Raw genomic sequence first — 2318 nt, forward strand, 5'->3', positions numbered from 1 at the left:
GCTCGGCCGCGGCCCGCTCGGCGGCCTGGTGCTCGGCCTCCCGGCGGCGCGGCTCGGTGATGTCGGCGACGTACGCCGTCAGTCCCTCCGGGATGGGCACCAGCCGCACCTGGTACCACTGGTCACTTCCGGGCCCCGGCATCTCGAAGCTCACCGGCCGGCCGTCGGCGACGGCCTGGCGGCACCGGGTCTCCACCCCGGGCACGGACCGCAGCGCCGGTGCCTCCCACAGCGGCCGGCCGACCATCTCCCGCGAGACGGAACCGAGCAGGCGCTCGGCCGCCGCGTTGACGAACCCGACCCGCCAGTCCTCGGTCACCGACAGGAACCCGTCGCTCATGTGCAGCAGGGCGCGGCCCACCGACTCCAGCCCCGCGTGCGAGCCGGTGGTGTTCCAACTGGTGCCGACCACGCGGGCCTGTTCGCCGTGCTCGTCGGTGACGACGTCGGCGCGGCTGCGTATCCAGATGTACGTGCCGTCCATGGCACGCATGCGGTGCTCCACGGCGTACACGCCGCTGGTGCGCAGGGCCCGGTCGGCCTCCGCCGTCACCCAGGGCAGGTCCTCGGGGTGGACCCGGTCGACCCAGGTTTCGACCGGGCACGGCCGCGGGAGGCCCAGCGACTCGTACAGCGTGCCACCGCGGCTGTGTATGACGCCGGTGCGCCGGTCGAAGTCCCAGTCCTCCTTGGTTTCCGGTTGCGCCGTCTGCGGCTGTTCCGGGCTCGGCTGCCGTACGTCCCCGGCCAGCAGGGTCGGGGACACCCCGGCCGGGCCGGGCGCGGACAGCCGCAGCCGCCCGCCCGCCCACCGGGCCACCTCCGCCAGGAACGCCCGCTGCCCGGGCTCCGGCACCTGGGACGCCGGGAACACCACCGACAGGGCGCCCAGCGGCCCGCCCGGCCCCGGCAGCGGCACCGCGGCGATCCCGGCACCCGCCGGCACGCCGACGGCGTCCCGCTCGGTCGGAGGGTTCACGACCGCCGGGTCGGTCACGGTCAGGGCGGACAGGTTGGCGTACGCCTGCTTGGGCACGGCCACGGTGGGCAGGTAGACGAATCCGTTCTCCCTGACGGCCCGGGCCGGGGCCGCCGAGTCGTCCTCGGAGACGTGCAGCCAGGGCCGGGTGAACGAGGGAGACAGCCCGGTGCTCGCCAGCAGCTCGATGGCCCCGGCCAGTACCTCCGGCGCGCGCAGGTGCGCCATCCCGCCGAGTCCGCCGACCTCGGCCGTCGCGTGCAGCAGGGCCTGCCGCAGCACCTCGACGTCCGGCTGGTCGCTGTCCAGGTCCGCGAGCATCCCGAGCCGGTCGGCCCGCACCTGGCCCGACCGGTCCTGCGGAATCCTGCCGCGCGTGACGCTCATGACCGTCGCCCTCCAGAAACCGCCCTCCAGAAGCCGCCCTCTCCGGCTGGGACCAGCCCATGACCATACTCCCGCATATGCGGATCTATTGCCTCGAAGCCCCGCCCGGGGCCGTCAGCCGGGGGTTGGCCCGCTCGGTCCGGACGCACGTGCGGCGGGGGTGTACCGGGTGCCCCGGCGCGGGCGAGCGCCGCGCCGAGCGGGAGGCGGCGCGCGACACGGCCGCCCCCGCCGTGCGTCCTCACGACCAGAGGTCATGGTCGGCACCCTCCTCGGACCACAGGTCGAGGTCGGCCTCCGGCCCTTCCTCTCCACCTTCCCCGGGCCCTTCGGGAATCCGCTGCTCGGTCCAGATGCACTTGCCGGTGCCGGTGTACCGGGTGCCCCAGCGGACGGCCATGGCGGCGATCAGCTGAAGGCCCCGGCCGCCCTCGTCGGTGGCGGACGGGTGCCGGATGTGCGGCGTGGTCAGGGAGCCGTCGGACACCTCGCAGATCAGGGTGCGGCTGCGCAGCAGACGCAGGGCCACCGGGCCCCGGGCGTGCCGGACCACGTTGCCCACCAGCTCGCTGACGATCAGCTCCGTCGTCGTCTCCAGCTCCGTAAGGTCCCAGACGGCCAGCTGCTCGCGGATGTACGTGCGCGCCTGGCCGCAGGCCACCGGGTCCTCCGGCAGCGGCCAGAAGGCGACGGACTCGGCGGGCGTGGCGTGAGTGCGGGCGATGAGCAGGGCGGTGTCGTCGGGGGCCGGGCGGTCGGAGGGCAGCAGGGTACCCGTCAGCATGTCGCACAGCCGCTCCGCCGCCTCGTCCCCGGCCTGCTCGTCGGGTTTGCCGTGAGGCTGCGTGTCGGCCCGTACGTCGGGCTGGGCGTGAGGCTGCCTGTCGGCCCGTGCGGCAGGCTGTCCGTCGGCCAGGGCAGCGGAGCCGTCGGCCAGGGCGGTGGCCAGGGT

At 75.0% G+C, this 2318-nt stretch carries 2 protein-coding genes; both read right to left on the reverse strand.

Features of this window, described 5'->3' with window-relative positions:
• A partial coding sequence (locus RKE29_RS29395; protein WP_312008760.1) for a PAS domain-containing protein occupies nucleotides 1-1366 on the reverse strand: 1366 nt, incomplete at its 3' end.
• Nucleotides 1367-1607: 241 nt separating this feature from the next.
• The coding region (locus RKE29_RS29400; protein ID WP_312008761.1) for an ATP-binding protein at nucleotides 1608-2318 on the reverse strand (711 nt) is incomplete at its 5' end.

The organism is Streptomyces sp. B1866 (genome assembly GCF_031932565.1).
In the GTDB taxonomy this organism is placed as follows: domain Bacteria; phylum Actinomycetota; class Actinomycetes; order Streptomycetales; family Streptomycetaceae; genus Streptomyces.